This is a genomic window from Micromonospora sp. LHW51205, from assembly GCF_003315815.1.
Lineage (GTDB): Bacteria > Actinomycetota > Actinomycetes > Mycobacteriales > Micromonosporaceae > Micromonospora > Micromonospora chalcea.
In genome coordinates, this window is sequence record NZ_QMEZ01000004.1 from 589,291 (window position 1) to 603,628 (window position 14,338).

General features: G+C 73.1%; 12 protein-coding genes. 7 read left to right on the forward strand and 5 right to left on the reverse strand.

From position 1 onward, the window contains the following. Positions 1 to 45: 45 nt before the first annotated feature. The 4 genes from DQE82_RS18675 to DQE82_RS18690 form a co-directional block, all read right to left on the reverse strand. On the reverse strand, positions 46 to 2,517 hold the full coding sequence (locus DQE82_RS18675; protein WP_113973327.1) for an FtsX-like permease family protein: 2,472 nt from the start codon (positions 2,515 to 2,517) through the stop codon (positions 46 to 48). Then, a complete protein-coding gene (locus tag DQE82_RS18680; RefSeq protein ID WP_113973328.1) occupies positions 2,514 to 3,263 on the reverse strand; it encodes an ABC transporter ATP-binding protein in 750 nt (249 codons plus the stop codon). The genes DQE82_RS18675 and DQE82_RS18680 overlap by 4 nt, the downstream gene beginning before the upstream one ends. A gap of 129 nt (positions 3,264 to 3,392) precedes the next feature. Then, on the reverse strand, positions 3,393 to 4,076 hold the full coding sequence (locus DQE82_RS18685) for an ABC transporter ATP-binding protein (protein ID WP_113973329.1): 684 nt from the start codon (positions 4,074 to 4,076) through the stop codon (positions 3,393 to 3,395). After that, the gene (locus DQE82_RS18690; protein ID WP_113973330.1) at positions 4,073 to 5,164 is read right to left on the reverse strand and encodes an FtsX-like permease family protein; all 1,092 of its coding nucleotides are present in this window, start codon (positions 5,162 to 5,164) and stop codon (positions 4,073 to 4,075) included. The genes DQE82_RS18685 and DQE82_RS18690 overlap by 4 nt, the downstream gene beginning before the upstream one ends. 171 nt (positions 5,165 to 5,335) lie before the next feature. Here DQE82_RS18690 and DQE82_RS18695 point away from each other — a divergent pair, with 171 nt between their 5' ends. The 3 genes from DQE82_RS18695 (at position 5,336) to DQE82_RS18705 (ending at position 8,435) form a co-directional block, all read left to right on the forward strand. Continuing rightward, positions 5,336 to 6,556 carry a sensor histidine kinase gene (locus tag DQE82_RS18695; RefSeq protein WP_113973331.1) on the forward strand — a complete coding sequence of 407 codons (1,221 nt, stop codon included), beginning with the start codon at positions 5,336 to 5,338 and terminating at the stop codon, positions 6,554 to 6,556. Further along, positions 6,553 to 7,191, forward strand: a complete 639-nt coding sequence (locus DQE82_RS18700) for a response regulator transcription factor (protein ID WP_043325350.1) — start codon at positions 6,553 to 6,555, stop codon at positions 7,189 to 7,191. The genes DQE82_RS18695 and DQE82_RS18700 overlap by 4 nt, the downstream gene beginning before the upstream one ends. A gap of 140 nt (positions 7,192 to 7,331) precedes the next feature. Further along, positions 7,332 to 8,435, forward strand: coding sequence for an FUSC family protein (locus tag DQE82_RS18705; protein ID WP_064447327.1), 1,104 nt, complete (start codon positions 7,332 to 7,334; stop codon positions 8,433 to 8,435). A gap of 20 nt (positions 8,436 to 8,455) precedes the next feature. Here the strand turns inward: DQE82_RS18705 and DQE82_RS18710 are convergent, their stop codons facing one another. Continuing rightward, complete coding sequence (locus DQE82_RS18710) at positions 8,456 to 9,529, reverse strand: XdhC family protein (RefSeq protein WP_113973332.1); 1,074 nt, start codon at positions 9,527 to 9,529, stop codon at positions 8,456 to 8,458. Positions 9,530 to 9,645: 116 nt separating this feature from the next. On the opposite strand from DQE82_RS18710, the gene DQE82_RS18715 reads away from it, so the two are divergent. The 4 genes from DQE82_RS18715 to DQE82_RS18730 are packed head-to-tail and all read left to right on the forward strand — an operon-like array spanning position 9,646 to position 14,334. After that, complete coding sequence (locus DQE82_RS18715; protein ID WP_113973333.1) at positions 9,646 to 10,518, forward strand: xanthine dehydrogenase family protein subunit M; 873 nt, start codon at positions 9,646 to 9,648, stop codon at positions 10,516 to 10,518. Positions 10,519 to 10,520: 2 nt separating this feature from the next. Next, positions 10,521 to 11,069: a (2Fe-2S)-binding protein gene (locus tag DQE82_RS18720; RefSeq protein ID WP_043325358.1), complete on the forward strand. Its 549-nt coding sequence runs from the start codon at positions 10,521 to 10,523 to the stop codon at positions 11,067 to 11,069. Continuing rightward, positions 11,066 to 13,456 carry an aerobic carbon-monoxide dehydrogenase large subunit gene (locus DQE82_RS18725; protein WP_113973334.1) on the forward strand — a complete coding sequence of 797 codons (2,391 nt, stop codon included), beginning with the start codon at positions 11,066 to 11,068 and terminating at the stop codon, positions 13,454 to 13,456. The genes DQE82_RS18720 and DQE82_RS18725 overlap by 4 nt, the downstream gene beginning before the upstream one ends. Before the next feature lie 11 nt (positions 13,457 to 13,467). Continuing rightward, complete coding sequence (locus tag DQE82_RS18730) at positions 13,468 to 14,334, forward strand: XdhC family protein (protein ID WP_113973335.1); 867 nt, start codon at positions 13,468 to 13,470, stop codon at positions 14,332 to 14,334. Positions 14,335 to 14,338 lie beyond the last annotated feature (4 nt).

Consider the following 14,338-nt stretch of genomic DNA (forward strand, 5'->3'; position numbering starts at 1 on the left):
CAGTTCGACGCCCTGACGATCAGGCTGCCGCACGTCCCGATGGACCTACTCCTTCAGGCCGATGTTGTCGATCGGCGGAGCGCCGAGCAGCCGCCGGACGGGCCACACCGTGCTCACCAGCGCCAGCAGTGCCGTACCGCCGAGCACCGCCGCCCACCCGAGCGGCGGCACGTACGGGATCGGGCTGCCGGTCAGTCCGTTGACGATCGCGGCCAGCGTCAGCACCGCGATCGTCGCGCCGATCAGCACCGCGGTGCCGAGCAGCCCGGCCTGTTCGGCCCGGACCATCCCGCGGATCTGACGGCGGGTGACCCCGACCAGTTGCAGCAACGCCAGCTCGCGGCGGCGGGTCAGCGCCGCCATCACCATCGTGGTGGCCGCCGCCAGCGCCGCGTACCCGACCATCACGCCGATCAGCAGCCGGTTCAGCCAGGCGCCGAGCGCCAGATCGGTGCTGAGCAGGCGCGTACGGGTGGCGGCGTCGAGAATCTCGGCGCCGGGCCGCGCCGCCGCCCACGTGGCCAACGCGGTGCCGGCGTCCGGGCCGCCGCGGACCAGCACCTCGTCGACGGTGTTCGCCGCGGTGTGCCCGGCGACCGTCTCGGCGGCCACTGTGACGTCGCCGAAGCCGAGGCCACGGTCGTAGATCGCGATCACGTCCAACGTGACCGGGGTGCCGTCGCCCAGCCAGAGTTCCGCCTTGTCGCCGACGTCCCAGCCGGACGAGGAAGCCTGCGTCGTGGACAGTGCGACGGTACCGGCGCGCAGCTCGGCCAGGGCGCCCTTGCGCACGGTGAGGTCCATCGTCGACGTGAGGCCCTCCGGGTCGACCGCTTGCGCGCCGACCGGCTCGATGCCGCCGAGCGCCCGCACCACGACCTGGGTGCGGCGTACCCCGGTGGCAGCCTGCACCCCGGCCAGCTCGCGGATCTCCCGGGCCGCGTCCGCCGGCAGTCCGCCCGGAGCGGTGAGCACCCGCTCGGCGAGCGTTCCGGCGCTGCTCTGCGTGGCGGTCTGCCGTTCCAGGTTGTCCTGCAGGAACCAGACCGAGCCGCCGAACCCGACGGACAGCACGAGGGCGGTCAGGACGGTGGCCATGCCCTGCGCGTTGGCCCGCAGGTTGGCTGCGGCCAGGTAGCCGCCGGCCCGCCAGATGCGCGGCAGCACCGGGGTGAGCAGGCGTGCCGCGTAGGCGTTGATCATCGGTGCGAGCAGCGCCACCGCGATGACGAACAGGTAGAGCATGCCGACCGCGCCGGCCAGCGCCCCGGCCGACCCGGCGCCGCCGAGCGTGAACGCCCCGGCGCTGCCGGCCGCCGTCAGCGTCAGCACGCCGGCGATCATCCGTGCCGGGCCGCTGCGCCGAGGCTCGACGGCGATCTCGCCGAGCGCCTCGATCGGCTTGATGGCGGTGACCCGGCGCGCGGCGATCAGCGCGGCGACCACCGCCACCAGGACGGCCGTACCGATGGCGGCCGGCACCGCGAACAGACCGCCCGCCATCGGGAAGCCGGCCGGCACGAACCCGCGCCCGACCAGTTCGCCGTGCACCCAGCGGGCCGCCAGCAGGCCGACCGGGCCGCCGATCGCGGAGCCGGCCAGGGCGAGCAGCGCGGCCTCGGCGACCAGCATGCGGCGCACCTGCCCCGGCGTGGCGGCGACCGCGCGCAGCAACGCCAGGTCACGTCGACGGTGCCGGACGGACAGCCCGATGGTGCCGGCCACCACGAACACGATCAACAGGACGACGTACCCGCCGAAGGCCGCCCCGGCCCCGACCAGCAGGCTCTGGGCGGCCAGGTTCTCCGACTGCTCGGCCTTCCCGCGGTCCTTTCCGGCGTACGTCGTGGCGCCGGCCGCCGACGCGATCTCGCGCACCGCGCCGAGGTCGGCGCCGGGCGCCATCCGTACGCCGATCGCGTCCACCCGGCCCGGGTGGGCGGACAGGCGCGCGGCCTGCGCGTCGGTGAAGAACACCGCCGCCGTATCGGTCTCGGCGGTTCCGCTCACCCGGTACGACCGGTTGATTCCGCCGACGACCAACTCGATGGGGTCGCCGGGCGACACCCCGAGCCGGGTGTCGGCCACCACCTCGTCGTCGGTCCGGGGCGCGGCGCCCGCGGCGAGGCGACGACCGGTGAAGACGTACGTGTCCCAGCCGTGTCCCACGGCTGCGGGTGAGCCGATCGGCACCCGGTCGTCGCCGGTGACGGCCACGACGCCCGGCACCCGGCGGATCCGGTCCACCAGGTCGGCGTCCACGGTGCCGCCCTCGGGCAGCGCCACGGTGCTCGTGGTGGTGTCACCGTCGAACTCCCGGAACGTGTGGCTGATCGTGCGGTTGGCGACGACCACGTCGGCACTCGCCCAGAGCCGCGGCTCCGGGCGGAACCGCAGCCCCGATTCGACGAGCGTGCCCATCGCCACCAGGATCAGCACGCCGACGATCAGGGCCAGCAGGGTCGCGGCGGCGGGGCCGGTGCGGTGCCGCAGCAGGCGGGCGGCGAGGCCGGTCATCGGAGGACCCGCCGGTCCAGCGACGCCAGGTGCTCGGCGATCCGGACGGCGCCGAGCTGCGGGAGGTCGGCGACCATCGCGCCGTCGGCCAGTACGAGGACCCGGTCCGCGTACGACGCGGCGATCGGATCGTGGGTCACCATCACCACCGTCTGCCCGTGTTCGTCCACGACCGCGCGCAACAGCGTCAGCACCTCCGTCGCGGTCCGCGAGTCGAGGGCGCCGGTGGGCTCGTCCGAGAAGATGACCTCGGGGCGGGTGGCCAGCGCCCGGGCGATCGCCACCCGCTGCTGCTGGCCGCCGGAGAGCGCCGCCGGCCGGTGGTGCAGCCGGTCGGCGAGGCCGACCCGCTCGACCACGTGGGTCAGCCAGGCCCGGTCCGGACGGACGCCGGCCAGACGCAGGGGCAGCACGATGTTCTCCTCGACGGTGAGCGCGCCGATCAGGTTGAACGCCTGGAAGACGAACCCGATCCGGGTACGCCGCAGCTCGGTCAGGCGCGTCTCGGACAGCCCGGACAGGTCGGTGCCGCCGAGGACCACCCGGCCGTTCGTGGGGCGGTCGAGCCCGGCCGCGATCTGCAGCAGCGTGCTCTTGCCGGAGCCCGAGGGTCCCATCACCGCGGTGAAGGTTCCCCGGCCGAAGCTGACGTCGACGCCCGCGAGCGCGGTCACCTGGTTGCGGCCGGCGCCGTACACGCGGGTGAGTTGTTCGACGCGTACCGCCGGTTCGACGGTCTGTCCCATTCTGGTGGCCTCTCTCCGTGGGCTCGGCAGGAACTGCGCGCACCAGAAACGCTATTGAGCTGGTGGAACGGCGACCATCCAGCGGGCTGCCCAGTCCGGGTACAGCAGGCACCACCTCCGACCCGTATCTCAGCGGGCCGGCGCCGGAAGGTGGAGGCGGCCGTCGTGGACCTCGGCGATCTGGTCGACGGCGGTGAGGTGCGTGCGGTCGTGGGTGACCAGGACGGTGGCGGTGGTCTGCTGGTGGGTGAGGCGGGTGATCAGCTCGATGACGGCGGCGCCGCGTTCGTGGTCGAGCGCGCTGGTGGGTTCGTCGACGAGCAGGACTGTGGGGTCGTTCATCAGGGCGCGGGCGATGTTGACGCGCTGCCGCTGGCCGCCGGAGAGCTGGTGCGGCCGGCGGTCGGCCTGGCCGGCGAGGCCGACCGCGTCGAGGAGTTCCACGGCGCGGGTACGGGCTCCGGCCGGTGGACGGCCGTCGATCTGGGCCATCACCTGGAGTTGCTCGGCGGCGGTGAGGGAGGGCAGCAGGTTGGGCTGCTGGAAGACGATGCCGATCTTGTGGCGGCGCAGGTCGGCGAGTTCGCCCCGCGTCATTCCGGTGGTGGGGGTGCCGTCGATGGTGACGGTGCCGGAGTCGGGGGTGATGAGGGTTGCGGCGACCGCGAGGAGGCTGGACTTGCCGGAGCCGGAGGGGCCGATCACGGCGGTCAGGCTGCCCTTGGGTACGTCCAGGGTGACGTGGTCGAGGGCGGTCAGGCGGCCCTCGCCGTCGGGGTAGGTGAGGGTGATGTCGGTCAGGTTCAGGCTCATCGGGCGCTCCCCAGGGCGGTCAGCGGGTCGACGGAGGTGATGCGGCGGATGGCCAGAGCGGCGCCGAGGGCGCCGAGGACGACGATCACGGCCGCGGGAAGGAGGACGGTCACCGGGGTGAGGAGGAACGGCACCGTGGACCCGGCGACGAGGGCGCCGAGCGCGGCGGCGATGCCGGTGCCGAGCAGGGTGCCGCCGGTGAGCAGGACGACGGCTTGTCCGAGGGCGTCCTTGAGGAGGTTGGCGGTGGGGGCGCCGAGTGCCTTGAGCACTGCGACGTCGCCGCTGCGCTGGATGGTCCAGACGGTGAAGAAGGCACCGATGACGAGGGCGGAGATGGCGAACAGGAAGCCGCGCATCAGCTGCAGGGAGCCGTTCTCGGAGGTGTAGGAGCCGATCGCGGACAGCGAGTCGGCCACGGAGACCGTCCTGGTGCCCGCCTGCCGGTCGGTGGCTCCCAGGTCGGCGTCCGCGGTGGTGGTGAGGGCGACGACGGTGGCCGTCTGGCTGCCGTCACCGGTGCCGGTGGGGGGCGCGCTCTTCTGCCACACGTCCAGGCTGATCCACACCACGGGGGTGTGGCTGAAGGAGGCGTCGCCGCGTACGGCCGCCACTGTCAGTTGCTGCCCGGCCAGGGTGACGGAGTCGCCGGCCCGCACACCGAGGTCGGCGGCGGCCTTGGTGGACAGCACCGCCGAGCGGTCGTCGATCCGGCCGCTGTCGGGGGCCAGGCGGGAGCCGGGCCGGACGCCGAAGGCGGAGACCCCGACGCTCCGGTTTCCGGCGGTGGCCCTGGTCGTGGTGATGCCCAGCGGTTCGGCGCCGGTCACGCCGGGGGCCTCGGCCCACTGCTGCCACTGCCGCTCGGTGACAGTGGAGTTGGAGTAGGACACGTCCTGGCCGTCGCCGGGCGCCTGGAAGGCGATCCTGTCGGCGGGCAGGCCGGTGATGGCGGAGACGTTCTGCCGGCCCAGTCCGGCCGTCAGCCCGGACAGCAGCCCGACCAGCAGGGTGATCAGCACGATGACGGTCCCCATCAGGGCGAAGCGCCCCTTGGCGAACTTCAGGTCTCTCCAGGCGACGAACACGGCAGTGGCCTGTCCTTTCGGGCGGTGGAACGGTATGCATCCACGATCGCGGCCGGCGCCGGCGTGCGCGTCTGGCGTGGGACAGCACTTCGCGGGCCGAAAGGCGAGGCCCGGGTTCTAACTTTCGATAGAGGCCCCCGGGGCGCCGGCGTCGGTAACGTGGGACGCACTGTGAGCACCGCTGCCCCTGCCCTGACCCCGACCACCCGAGCCCTGGCCTGGTGCCTGCACCTGCTGATCATCGGCCTGCTCGTCCTGGCCGCCGGCCGGGCGGTGGCCGACGACCGGCCGCACGCCGGATCGATCGTGGCGGTGGCGGTGGCGTGCGGTCTGGCGTACGCCGTCGGGCCGCTCCTCCCCCGCATCCGGCGCTCGCGGCGGGTCGCCGCGTGGTGGCTGGCCGCCGTCGGGGCCGTGTGGTTGGTGTTGCTGGGCCTGTCCCCCGACGCGATCTGGGTGGCGTTCCCGCTGTACTTCCTCCAGCTCCACCTGTTGCCGCGCCGCGCCGGCCTGGCCGCCGTGATCGTCACCGCCGTGGCGGCCGTCGCCGGGTTCGGCGCCCACACCGGCTCCTTCACCCCGGCCACGGTGATCGGTCCCGCGCTCGGCGCCGCCGTCGCCGTCGGGGTGGTGTGGGGGTACCAGGCCCTGTACCGGGAGAGCGAACAGCGCCGGCAGCTGATCGAGGAACTCACCGCCACCCGGGCCGACCTGGCCCGGGCCGAGCACACCGCCGGCGTACTCGCCGAGCGCGAGCGTCTGGCCCGCGAGATCCACGACACCCTCGCCCAGGGCCTGTCCAGCATCCAGCTGCTGCTGCGCGCCGCCGAGCGCGCCCTGCCCGGCCGGCCCGACGCCGCCTCCGGTCACGTCGACGCGGCCCGTCAGGTCGCCGTGGACAACCTCGCCGAGGCCCGCCGCTTCGTCGCCGCGCTCACCCCGCCCACCCTGGAAGGCACCACCCTGGCCGGGGCCCTGGAACGCCTGTGCAGCACCACCAGCGCCCGCCACCGCCTCACCGCCCGCTTCCACCTCACCGGCGACCCCGTGTCGCTGCCGACCGCCCACGAGGTGGCGCTCCTGCGTATCGCCCAGTCCACAGTCGCGAACACGGTCCGCCACGCCCGGGCCACCACGGCCGAGGTCACCCTCAGCTATCTCGGCGACCGCATCGCCCTGTACGTCGTCGACGACGGGCGCGGCTTCGACCCGGAACAGCTGCCCGCTCCCGACGTCGACGGCAGCGGCTTCGGCCTGGCGGCCATGCGCGCCCGCATGGCCGCCCTCGGCGGCACCCTGGCCGTCGCGTCCGCGCCCGGCCGGGGCACCGCCCTGACCGCCGAGCTTCCCCTCGCCCCGACCACCAGGACCGGGCCCGAGGGCCGACCGTGACCGACGACGTTCCCATCCGCCTCCTCCTGGCCGACGACCACCCGGTCGTACGGGCCGGACTGCGCGCCGTGCTGGAAACCGAACCCGACCTGGTCGTCGTGGCTGAAGCCGCCACCGCCGAGGAGGCCGTCACCCGCGCCGCCGCGGGCGACATCGACGTCGTGCTGATGGACCTGCAGTTCGGCAAGGGCATGGGCGGCGCCGAGGCGACCGCCCGGATCACCGCCGGCCCGGAAGCGCCGCGCGTGCTGATCGTCACCACGTACGACTCCGACGCCGACACCCTGCCCGCCATCGAGGCGGGCGCCACCGGCTACCTCCTGAAGGACGCCCCGCCCGAGGACCTGGCCGCCGCTGTCCGCACCGCCGCCGCCGGACGCACCACGCTGGCGCCCACCGTCGCGAACCGGTTGATGAACCGCCTGCGTACGCCGGGCACCGCCCTGACCCGACGCGAGACCGAGGTCCTCGCCCTGGTCGCCGACGGTCTGTCGAACCACAGCATCGGCGCCCGCCTGCACCTGACCGAGGGCACCGTCAAGTCCCATCTGGCCCGCATCTACGCCAAGCTCGGCGTCGAGTCGCGTACCGCTGCCGTCGCCACCGCCACCGAACTCGGCCTCATCCGCCGCTGACCCCGGGCAGGTGCGGGTCGTCGGCCGCGCCGGCTACCGGCGTCAGCGATTGAGCAGGTCACAGCCGGGGTAGTGGGCCTCCTCGCGGAAGATCAATCGGCGGCCGGGTCCCGGCCTGTCCGGCGAGAGGGGTACGACCGGTGCGGAGCTGGGTACGCGACGCCGTCGCGCGGTTACGCGGCGACGGGATGACAGTGGTCGAGCTGACCGCCGCCGCTGTGGTCGCGTGGATCGTGGCGGCGGTGGTGATCCGTCACCCGGATCCGTTCTTCGCGCCGACCGCCGCGCTCGTCGTGCTCGGCGAGTCCCGCGGGCGACGGCTGCGGCAGACCGTCGAGATCCTGCTCGCCGTGGCAGCCGCCGTGCTCGTCGCCGAGCTGCTGGTGTACGCGCTGGGCCCGGGCACCGAGACGGTCCTGCTGGTGCTGCTGCTGACCACCACGACGCTCGTGGTGATCGGGGCCCGCCGTGCCCTGGTCGTGCAGGCCACCGTCTCGGCGATGTACCTGGTCGTGGTCTCCGCGCCGAACGGGACGCTGATGCCGTTCCGCTTCGTCGACGCGCTCATCGGCGGCGCCGTGGCGCTCGCCGCCAGCCAGCTGATGGCCGCCCGTGACCCGCTGGCACCACTGGTGGCCCAGGCCCGGCGCAGCTACACCGACCTGGCCGACCTGCTCGACCAGGTCAACGCGGCGCTGCGTGGCTGCGACGAGGACGCCGCCCGCGCCGCGCTGGACCGGGCGCGGCAGGTGGACGACTGCGTCGCCGAGATGCAGGCCGCCGTGCTCGCCACCGGCGAGACGCTGCGGCTGGGACTGCGCCGCCGGCACCTGGGCAAGCTCGCCGAGGTGGAGGCCACGCTGCGGCAGCTCGACTACGCCGCCCGCAACATCCGGGTGCTGGCCCGGGCCGGCGTGACCCTGACCCGCCGGCACACCGCCACGCCGCCGGAGCTGGCCGCCGCGATCGGCGCGCTGACCTCCGCCGTACGGTCGGCCGGTGAGGCCATGGCCCACGACCTCACCGGCGCCGACGCCGACCGGCACGCGCAGCGGGCCGACGCGGCGGCGCTGGAGGCGGTCCGGATCGCCGCGGGCCTGCTGCGGACCGATCCGCCGCTGCCGGTCACCATGATCGTCGGGCAGATCCGGGCGACCGCGATCGACCTGCTGCGCGGTGTCGGCCACGACGACGTGACGGTGCTGGACCGGGTGGACGAGGCGCTCGGCCTGAGCCGGGGGTGACACGTTCGCCGCTGGTCCGCTCAGTGGTGGTGGATCGGGGTGTCGAGGTCCGTCAGCCGCCGGCCGGACCCTCCGGCGGCCAGGGCGACGAACTCGGCGGCGATCGCCACGGCGGTCTCCTCCGGCGTCCGCGCCCCCAGGTCGAGTCCGATCGGTGAGGAGAGCCGGGCGAGGGCGGCCTCGTCCACGCCCGCCTCGCGCAGACGGCGCAGCCGGTCGGTATGGGTGCGGCGGCTGCCCATCGCGCCGATGTAGCGGGCCCGGGTGCGCAGGGCGACCTCCAGCAGCGGGACGTCGAACTTCGGGTCGTGGGTGAGGACGCAGAGCACGGTGCGCTCGTCGACGGCCGTCGACTCCAGGTATCTGTGCGGCCACTGCACGACGAGGTCGTCGGCGTCGGGGAAGCGCTTGCGGGTGGCGAACACCGGCCGGGCGTCGCACACCGTGACGTGGTAGCCGAGGAAGCGGCCGATCCGGGCCACCGCGACGGCGAAGTCGATCGCGCCGAACACGATCATCCGTGGTGGCGGCAGGTACGACTGGACGAACACGGACACCTCGTCGTGCCGCTGCTGCCCGCGCGTACCGAGTCGAACGGTTCCGGTGGTGCCGAGGGCCAGCATCCCCTCGGCCTGCTGCGTCACCGCGCGGTCCAGGTCGGCGTCGCCGAGGGTGCCGGCCACCCGGTCGGGCCAGACCACCATCTGGGCCATTCCGGCGGACGCCGTCGCCACCGGCGTACCCGCGCGGATCGCGGCGAGCACCGCGTCGGGCTCGGTCAGCACGACGTCCGGCTGCACCAGGACCTCGATGGTGCCGCCGCAGGTCAGGCCCACCTCGAAGGCGTCGTCGTCGCCGACGCCGTACGTCTCGGTGCGCACCTGGCCGGTGCGTATGGCCTCCCGGCACAGCTCGTACACAGCGCCCTCGACGCAACCTCCGGAGATGCTGCCGACGACCTCACCGTCGGCGCAGACCGCCATGGCCGCGCCCGGCGGTCTGGGCGCCGACTTCCAGGTCCGCACCACTGTCGCGACGGCGAACCGGACGCCGGCGACGCGCCACGCGCTCAACCCGTCGACGATGTCTCGCATTGCCGCACGATCCGTGAGCAGCAGCGGCACCGTCAACGCCGACCTAAGGACTTGCTTAGGTCGGCGTTGACTTCCGCGGGCACCGGCACCACATTGACGACTTCCGGAGGTGCGATATGCAGGTGCCGGCCCCGTTCGAGTACGAACGAGCAACCAGTGTGGACCACGCCATCAGCCTGATGGAACGGCTGGGCAGCACGTCACGGCTGATCGCCGGCGGGCACAGCCTGCTGCCGATGATGAAGCTGCGGCTGGCCACTTTCGACTATCTCATCGACATCAACGATCTCCACGACGAGCTCGGCTACATCGAGGCGGGCCCGGACGAGCTACGCATCGGTGCGCTGACCCGGCATCGGGAGCTGCTGGAGTCCGCCACCCTGACGGCGGCCTTCCCGATCTTCGCCGACGCCGAACGGGTGATCGCCGATCCGATCGTGCGCAACCGGGGCACACTGGGCGGCTCCCTGTGCCAGGCGGACCCGTCGGAGGACCTGTCCGCGGTCTGCACCGCCCTGGACGCGAGCTGCGTGATCCGCGGGCCGGGCGGCGCCGAACGGGTGGTGTCCATGGAGGAGTTCCACGTCGGGCCGTACGAGACGGCCGTCGGCGACGGGGAGATCCTGGTCGAGGTCCGGCTGCCGGTGCGGCCCGGCTGCGGCAGCGCCTACGAGAAGGTGGAACGCCGGGCCGGCGACTGGGCGGTGGTCTCGGCCGGCGCCGCGGTCTGGCTCGACGGCGACGTGATCTCCGACGCCCGGGTCGGGCTGGCCGCCGTAGGCCCGAACACCACAGGTATCCCGGAGGTCTCGGCGGCGCTGCGCGGGCAGACACCCAGCGAGAGCCTCTTCGCGCAGGCCGGCGCGATCGCCGCGCGCAGCTGCGATCCGGCCACCGATCAGCGGGGCAGCGCGGACTACAAGCGGCACCTGGCCGACGAGCTGACCAGACGGACCCTGCGCCGGGCCGTGGAACGGGCGAGGAGCTGAGCATGCAGGTCACCATGACCGTCAACGACGTCGAGGTCACCCGGGAGATCGAGGGTCGCCTGCTGCTTGTGCACTTCCTGCGCGACGTGCTGGGCCTGACCGGCACGCACTCGGGCTGCGACACCAGCAACTGCGGCACCTGCGTCGTCTGGCTCGACGGCGAACCGGTGAAGTCGTGCACCGTGCTGGCCGCGATGGCCGGCGGCCACCAGGTGCGTACCGTCGAGGGCCTGGCCAAGGGCGCGGAGCTCGACCCGGTCCAGCAGGGCTTCATGCAGTGCCACGGCCTGCAGTGCGGCTTCTGCACGCCCGGCATGATGATGACCGCTCGGGCGCTGCTCAACCGCAACCCGGACCCGACCGAGGCGGAGATCCGCGAAGCGATCTCCGGCCAGATCTGCCGCTGCACCGGCTACGCCACCATCGTGCGCTCGGTGCGCTGGGCCGCCGTGCACGAGGCGAACGCGGCCGCCGCGGTCACCGAGACCACCGAATCACCCGAAGCCGGCGAGATCGACAACGCCGGCCGGCCCGCCGGGAGCGTCGTATGACGACTGTGCACGAGCGCGTGGACACCTTCCACGACAACGACCAGAAGCCGGTGGGCTACGGCCGGATGCTGCGGAAAGAGGATCCGCGCTTCGTGCGCGGCCGGGGCCGGTTCGTCGACGACGTCCGGCTGCCCGGGCTGCTGCACCTGGCCATCCTCCGCTCGCCGGTGGCCCACGCGCGGATCCTGAGCATCGACACGAGCGCCGCCGAGGCATCCCCCGGCGTCAAGGCGGTAGTGACCGGGGCGATGCTGGCCGAGCAGGGTCTGGCCTGGATGCCGACGCTCTCCAACGACGTGCAGGCCGTCCTCGCCACCGACAAGGTGCGCTTCCAGGGCCAGGAGGTGGCGTTCGTCGTCGCCGAGGACCCGTACGCGGCGCGGGACGCGCTGGAGCTGATCGACGTCGAGTACGACGTCCTCGACCCGGTCGTCGACGCCCGCCGCGCGCTGGAACCGGACGCCCCGGTGATCCGCGACGACCTGGAGGGCAAGACCGACAACCACTGCTTCGACTGGGAGACCGGCGACGAGGCGGCCACCGCGGCGGTGTTCGCCCGGGCGGACGTCGTGGTCACCCAGGACCTGGTCTATCCGCGGGTGCACCCGGCGCCGATGGAGACGTGCGGCGCGGTCGCCGACTTCGACGCCGTCGAGGGCAAGCTGCGCCTCTGGTCCACCACGCAGGCGCCGCACGCGCACCGCACCCTCTACGCCCTGGTGGCGGGCATCCCCGAGCACAAGATCCAGGTGATCTCGCCGGACATCGGCGGTGGCTTCGGCAACAAGGTGCCGATCTATCCGGGGTACGTCTGCGCGATCGTCGCGTCGATCGTCACCGGGAAGCCGGTGAAGTGGATGGAGGACCGCTTCGAGAACCTGATCAGCACCGGCTTCGCCCGCGACTACATCATGCGTGGTGAGATCGCGGCGACCCGTGACGGCCGGATCCTGGCCATCCGCACCAACGTCCTCGCCGACCACGGCGCCTTCAACGGCACCGCCGCGCCGGTGAAGTACCCGGCCGGTTTCTTCGGCGTCTTCACCGGCAGCTACGACATCGAGGCCGCGTACTGCAAGATGACGGCGGTCTTCACGAACAAGGCGCCGGGCGGTGTGGCGTACGCCTGTTCGTTCCGCATCACCGAGGCCGTCTACCTCGTCGAGCGGATCGTCGACTGCCTCGCCGACGAGCTGGGCATGGACCCGGCCGAGCTGCGGCTGAAGAACTTCATCCGCCCGGAGCAGTTCCCGTACACCACGAAGACCGGCTGGGTGTACGACTCCGGCGACTACGAGCCGACGATGCGCCTGGCGATGGAGATGGCCGGCTACGCCGACCTGCGGCGCGAGCAGCAGGAGAAGCGGGCCCGGGGCGAGCTGATGGGCATCGGCATCGCGTTCTTCACCGAGGCCGTCGGCGCCGGGCCGCGCAAGAACATGGACATCCTCGGCCTGGGCATGGCCGACGGTTGCGAGTTGCGCGTGCACCCGACCGGCAAGGCGGTGGTCCGGCTCAGCGTGCAGTCCCAGGGTCAGGGGCACGAGACGACGTTCGCGCAGATCGTCGCGGAGGAGATCGGCATTCCGCCGGACGACATCGACGTGCTGCACGGCGACACCGACAACACGCCGTTCGGCCTCGGCACGTACGGCAGCCGGTCCACCCCCGTCTCCGGCGCCGCGGCGGCCCTGGTGGCCCGCAAGGTCCGCGACAAGGCCCGGATCATCGCCTCCGGCATGCTGGAGGTCTCGGTCGCCGACCTGGAATGGGACAAGGGTTCCTTCCGGGTCAAGGGCGATCCGGGTAAGAGCGTGACGATCCAGGACATCGCGATGCGGGCCCACGGCGCCGGTGACCTGCCCGAGGGCGTCGAGGGCGGGTTGGAGGCGCAGATCTGCTACAACCCGTCGAACCTGACGTATCCGCACGGGGCGTACATCTGCGTGGTGGACATCGACCCCGGCACCGCGCAGGTCAAGGTGCGGCGCTTCATCGCCGTCGACGACTGCGGCACCCGGATCAACCCCATGATCATCGAGGGGCAGGTGCACGGCGGGCTGGCCGACGGGGTCGGCATGGCCCTGATGGAGATGATCGCGTTCGACGAGGACGGCAACTGCCTCGGCGCGTCGCTGATGGACTACCTGCTGCCCACCGCGCTGGAGGTGCCCGACTGGGAGACCGGCTTCACCGTCACCCCGTCCCCGCACCACCCGATCGGCGCGAAGGGTGTGGGCGAGTCCGCCACCGTCGGCTCCCCGCCCGCGATCGTCAACGCGATCGTCGACGCGCTCGAACCCTTCGGCGTACGGCATGCCGACATGCCGTTGACGCCGTCGCGCGTCTGGGACGCGATGCGCGGCAACGCCCGCCCGCCGATCTAGGGGAGGTGGCCATGACGACTATCGCCCGCCGTACGCAGGATCTGACCGTCTCGCGCGCGCCGTTCGTGCACGCCACGGTGGTCCGGGCGCAGGACCCGACGTCGGCCCGGCCCGGCGACGACGCGGTGATCCTGCCCGACGGCACCATCGAGGGTTTCGTCGGCGGGGTGTGCGCCGAGAACTCGGTGCGGGCGGCCGCCCTGGACACCCTCCGCGACGGCAAGGCGCTGCTGCTGCGGGTCCTGCCGGACGGCACGCCCGCCTTCCCCGACACGCCGGGGGCACGGGTCGTGGTCAACCCGTGCCACTCGGGCGGGGCGCTGGAGATCTTCCTGCGCCCGGTGCTACCGGTACCCGTGCTGGGTCTGGTGGGCGACACGCCGATCAGCGCGGCGGTGGCCACCCTGGCGGCCTTCCTCGACTTCGAGGTGGCCACGTCCGGCGACTACGCCGGCGCGACAGCGGTCGTGGTGGCCGGCCTCGGCAAGGGCGAGCAGGACGCCATCCGCGCCGCCCTGGACGCCGGGGTGGGGCACATCGCGCTGGTCGCCAGCCGAAAGCGCGGGGCGGCGGTGCTCGACGAACTGGCGCTGTCCGACGCGGAGCGCGCCCGGGTCCGGACCCCGGCCGGGCTGGAGATCGGGGCGCGCTCACCACAGGAGATCGCACTGTCGATCATGGCCGAGGTGGTGCGGGCGCTGCGGGTGGACGGCCTCGCTTCCTCCCCCGCACCACCCGCGGCGCTCCCCCAGCAAGCAGTCGACCCGGTGTGCGGGATGACAGTCCTGGTCGGACCGGACACCCCGCACGTGCGGATCGACGGCACCGACCACTGGTTCTGCTGCCCCGGCTGCCTCGACCGGCACGTGGCGGCGTAGCCGT

Bases quoted from the DNA above. Each gene is read 5' to 3' on its own strand.
- DQE82_RS18675 (WP_113973327.1), bottom strand. From the start codon at position 2,517: ATGACCGGCCTCGCCGCCCGCCTGCTGCGGCACCGCACCGGCCCCGCC.
- DQE82_RS18680 (WP_113973328.1), bottom strand. From the start codon at position 3,263: ATGGGACAGACCGTCGAACCGGCGGTACGCGTCGAACAACTCACCCGC.
- DQE82_RS18685 (WP_113973329.1), bottom strand. From the start codon at position 4,076: ATGAGCCTGAACCTGACCGACATCACCCTCACCTACCCCGACGGCGAG.
- DQE82_RS18710 (WP_113973332.1), bottom strand. From the start codon at position 9,529: ATGCGAGACATCGTCGACGGGTTGAGCGCGTGGCGCGTCGCCGGCGTC.
- DQE82_RS18715 (WP_113973333.1), top strand. From the start codon at position 9,646: ATGCAGGTGCCGGCCCCGTTCGAGTACGAACGAGCAACCAGTGTGGAC.
- DQE82_RS18720 (WP_043325358.1), top strand. From the start codon at position 10,521: ATGCAGGTCACCATGACCGTCAACGACGTCGAGGTCACCCGGGAGATC.
- DQE82_RS18725 (WP_113973334.1), top strand. From the start codon at position 11,066: ATGACGACTGTGCACGAGCGCGTGGACACCTTCCACGACAACGACCAG.
- DQE82_RS18730 (WP_113973335.1), top strand. From the start codon at position 13,468: ATGACGACTATCGCCCGCCGTACGCAGGATCTGACCGTCTCGCGCGCG.